The sequence below is a fragment of the Chamaesiphon polymorphus CCALA 037 genome (genome assembly GCF_003003845.1).
Taxonomy (GTDB): Bacteria; Cyanobacteriota; Cyanobacteriia; order Cyanobacteriales; family Chamaesiphonaceae; genus Chamaesiphon; species Chamaesiphon polymorphus.
Window position 1 is genome coordinate 1 of the sequence record NZ_PVWO01000664.1, and the last position, 2,562, is coordinate 2,562.

2 protein-coding genes are annotated in these 2,562 nt (G+C 45.2%); both read left to right on the top strand.

Annotation, left to right across the window (positions count from 1 at the left end):
• Positions 1–303: 303 nt before the first annotated feature.
• Complete coding sequence (locus C7B77_RS27965) at positions 304–1,632, top strand: adenylosuccinate synthase (protein WP_106312774.1); 1,329 nt, start codon at positions 304–306, stop codon at positions 1,630–1,632.
• Positions 1,633–1,724: 92 nt separating this feature from the next.
• Positions 1,725–2,021, top strand: a complete 297-nt coding sequence (rplY, locus tag C7B77_RS27970) for a 50S ribosomal protein L25 (protein ID WP_106312776.1) — start codon at positions 1,725–1,727, stop codon at positions 2,019–2,021.
• Positions 2,022–2,562 lie beyond the last annotated feature (541 nt).

Below are 2,562 nucleotides of genomic sequence, written 5' to 3' on the forward strand. Positions count from 1 at the left end.
GTGGATGAGTGAATGGGTAATGGGTAACTCCAGTGCCTAAAGCCTAAAGCCTAAAGCCTAAAGCCTAAAGCCTAAAGCCTTAAACCTAAAACCTAAAGCCTTAAACTTATGACTGTACAAAACATTTATCGATCGGTGTGGATTGTCAGGTTGGGCACATTTCGATCGCTCGTGACAGTATATTATAGTCGATCTGATGTATGGTGATTGTCCGATCGAAAACACCTCTTTTTGACAGGCACTGATGTCCGTGGTAGGATTGTAGATTGTGTTAACTTTATTCAGATAGACAAGCAATAACCCTTGGCTAACGTAGTCGTAATTGGTGCCCAATGGGGCGATGAAGGAAAAGGAAAAATCACTGACTTATTAAGTAAGTCAGCAGATGTGGTCGTGCGTTACCAAGGGGGCGTCAACGCTGGTCACACTGTAGTCGTGCAGGGTCAAACCTTTAAACTGCACTTAATTCCTTCGGGGATTTTATATCCCGAAACTAAATGTATCATTGGCTGTGGGACAGTCATTGACCCCAAAGTATTGATCGAAGAACTGGATCGACTTGTCGCGCTAAATATCCCTACTGACAAGCTCTTGATTTCCCAGACAGCGCATGTAACGATGCCATATCATCGATCGATCGATCTGGCATCCGAAGAAGTCAGAGGCACTCACAAAATTGGTACGACCGGACGCGGCATCGGGCCGACTTATATGGATAAGTCCGACCGAGTTGGCATTCGGGTACAAGATTTGATGGATGCCGAATCATTCCGCGAACAGATTGCCTGGACGATCGTTCAAAAAAATGAGATTCTCGAAAAGCTATATAACTTACCACCACTCGACCCAGAGCAGGTAGCGACCGAATATTTGGGCTATGCCGAACGGTTGCGCCCGCATGTAGTCAATACCTCAGTAGAAATCTACGAGGCGGTGCGCCGTCGTCGGAATATTTTATTTGAAGGTGCTCAAGGGACGCTACTCGATCTCGATCACGGTACCTACCCTTATGTTACATCTTCTAATCCGATCGCGGGTGGAGCTTGTATCGGTACTGGCATCGGCCCGACCACGATCGATCGAGTCATTGGCGTCGCCAAAGCTTATACTACCCGCGTTGGCGAAGGCCCTTTCCCCACCGAGCTAGATGATGCTAGCGGCGATATGTTAGGCGAGCGCGGTGCCGAATTTGGCACCACAACTGGCCGCAAACGTCGCTGCGGCTGGTTTGATGGCGTGATCGGTCGTTATGCCGTGCGGATCAATGGTATGGACTGTATGGCCATCACCAAACTGGATGTACTGGACGAATTTGACGAGATTCAAGTCTGTGTTGCTTACGAAATTAATGGTCAACGCACCACAGATTTCCCCAACTCCGGACGAGATTTTGCCAAATGCGTACCCATCTACAAAACCCTCCCCGGTTGGAAACAGAATACCGCTGACTGTCGATCGCTTGAAGACCTTCCTAAAGCAGCATTAGACTATCTTAAGTTCTTAGCTGACTTAATGGAAGTGCCGATTTCGATCGTCTCCCTCGGCCCCAGCCGCGACCAAACCATCATCGTCGAAGACCCGATTCACGGCCCCAAACGGGGACTATTATCGGCTGATGGCACTCCCGTCTAAACCGATAAATCGAATCCAAACTTTAAATTAATCTAAAATTTTAGATTCGATTTATCACGAACATTTAACCAAAATTACTACTACTAAAAACTATGGAAATCTCAGTCGAATTGAAACAACGCGCCGCTGGTACCAAACCTAACGCTCTCCGCCGCAGCGGTCACATCCCCGTCAATCTCTACGGACACGACGGCGACAAATCTTTATTGCTGACTCTCGATGCCAAGAGCGTTGAGAATTTAATCAAAAAAGCTAGAATTAACAAAACTCCAGTCGAAGTCAGTATTCCAGAATTATCTTGGAAAGGCACGACTGTAATTAAGGAAATTCAAACTCACCCTTGGAAAAATTTCCCCTACCACTTGAGCTTCTACGCCGTTCAGGATTAGGCATTAGGTTTTAGGTCTTAGATTTTAGTATTTGTAGGGTGGGCAATGCCCACCATCTTACTTTCAAACTATTCTATTACCAACCCAAATCTTACAATCAAAAGGACGATCGATTCGATCGTCCTTTTTTTGTCATGTATACTAAACTTGAAACCCCGAAACCCTATCGATCGAATGAGTTGATGTGACAATTACCTTGCGGCGCGGCGATGCCAACGAGTAATTAAATACAAATAGCGATCGAGTAGCCATCAACATTAATCGATCGAATAATCATAAACACGATCCAATCTTTCTAATACGAGCGATCTAAAGTTTTAGCAATTACCTTCGGTAGGCAATGCCAACGAGTCAATAAATAGAGATCGAATTATGCCGATGTACCGAGTAGTTGAGTTTTAACGATAGAGCAAAATTAACACGATCGATTCTCAACATTAACCGCTCGATATCTACAATAGCAATTAAGAGGATGTTTGAAAAGTCAGGAGAGAGTTAAATTTTATGCCAAACGCCTAACCATGATACGGATCATCGCTAA

Coding starts and splice junctions, on each gene's coding strand:
- rplY (WP_106312776.1), top strand. CDS start 1,725: ATGGAAATCTCAGTCGAATTGAAACAACGCGCCGCTGGTACCAAACCT.